1 protein-coding gene is annotated in these 1,995 nt (G+C 37.6%); it reads right to left on the bottom strand.

Features of this window, described 5'->3' with window-relative positions:
* Positions 1 to 81 precede the first annotated feature (81 nt).
* Positions 82 to 1,860, bottom strand: coding sequence for an IS1634 family transposase (locus ACYQ4S_RS11715; protein WP_459771312.1), 1,779 nt, complete (start codon positions 1,858 to 1,860; stop codon positions 82 to 84).
* Between the last annotated feature and the right edge of the window lie 135 nt (positions 1,861 to 1,995).

Below are 1,995 nucleotides of genomic sequence, written 5' to 3' on the forward strand. Positions count from 1 at the left end.
TCCTGACTTTAGTAGTTTTAAAAACTAAAAACTACCCTAAACACTGTTAATACACTGTTTAAGGTAGTTTTTTTGGATTGTTTATTGTCCATTTATATAATTTATCGTTAAATCAAGTCCGGTCGCTCGACGAAACTCATTCAATGACATGGCTGAATACAGAAGTGAGCCACTTGTTGCTTTGACTAAGCTGAGATAATCTTCCGAGATATTTGTGGGGATGAGTGTTATTAAAGGATATTCTCCAATAGTGACTATACTTGTTTCATTTAACGCTTTAGTAATCCGACGCCCACTCATTTCAATATTTTCTCGAGTTCGTAAGCGGTACTGTGCGTAGCGTAATAAACTAAAAGCTAAAAAACATAGGACAAAATGGCCTTTTACGTGCTCGTCTGTCCATACATAGACAGGCCGAGCTTTTAAATCAGATTTCATGACTCGAAAGCTTTCTTCAATTTGCCACAGACCACCATAGGTGGCCTCAATATTCTCAGTTGTTTCACTCAGTTGATTCGTTATAATCGCATAATATCCATCATACTGGGCTTGGCGGGCAATACGTTCGAGATCTAATTCCGCTTCTTCCACGTCGGCATCCATCTTAATGTATTGATTTCGCCCGCGTTTCAATTGCGCACGCACACCAGAAGGCTTTTCGAGTAACTTTTCGACTTTTTCAAGAACACGTTCGCGATCTTTTCGGTCTTTTTCCGCTCGTTTTTTACTCCAAGTCAGATGAATTTTTGTCGGGATTTCAATCTCTTTATATTTTCGAGGTCGACCTCTATGCTTTGGTTGATTTGCTTTCTCTTCCTCAGTCATTTCAACCTTTTCAACTAAAGTGTAATCAATTTCTTGCGATTTATAGATAATTTCCCCATTGTCATCCACTCGTTTAACAGCCCATTCGTCCCCTTGTAAAGCAATGGTTTTAATAGCTTCAGGAGCTTTCTTCAGGCTGTAACTAATCACAAAATCATGTCCTTCTGTAAAGAGATGTGCTAAATTTGATTTGCTGTTTAGCCCTCGATCAGCGACAATGACAATCTTATCCATTTGATACCGATTCTTTAAATCTTTTACAGCGTCTACCAAGGTGGATTGATCCATTGTATTCCCAGGGAATAATTGATAAGAGATTGGAATACCTTGGTTATCCATCAATAAGCCCATCACGACCTGGACCTCATTCGATTTATTATCTTTTGAATATCCAAACAGTCGAAGCTCCCCTGCATCAACACTTTCAAAAGAAAAAGTTGTGACATCATAATAAGCAACGGGGCCTATTCGATTTGTTTTTTGTTCAAACTGCTGGCAGAGGTGGTCAATCAAGGCATCTTGGATAGACTCCAAATGATCCAATATATTGTAGTATAAGTCCAAATGGTGTGAAGATAATCCGGCATAATTATCAAGATCTTGGTGTGTGTGCCGAATACTTTTAGGGTCCATCATCCGATGGATGACCAATGAAAAGATGGCTTCACGGGCATTTTTGTGGTTTTTTCTTGAAAGTTGCTTTTGGAAAAATGTATCCAATGCGAGTTCTTTCCACAAATCTCGGAGGATATGATGACCGATTTTAAACGATTCGGACGCTTCATCAGCCGTCATAATAGGAACAGATTGCATTTCAAAACGAACAGGTTCTTTCTTTTGTTTCTTCAGGGCCGTCAGTTCTTTTGCTTTGATTTTCAACTTCTCTATAATATCTGGATCTTCAGAAACGAGTTTTTCATAATTACCAATAGTTTCGATCACAACTGTTTTTTTCTTATTGGTCTTAGGAATTCGATGTTGCTCAACAAATTGAACAACTTTCGACTTTCCAGCACCAGTTATTGCGACATACATAACGCCACCTCCATAAATAGATTATATCATAAACGTACATAAGTGGACAACTAAAAAAGAAATAAAAAGTGTTGATTTATTGATTAAATCAACACTTTTACAATTTATTCTCATTGAAAACTACTAAAGTCAGGA

The sequence above is a fragment of the Alkalibacterium sp. s-m-28 genome (genome assembly GCF_054658175.1).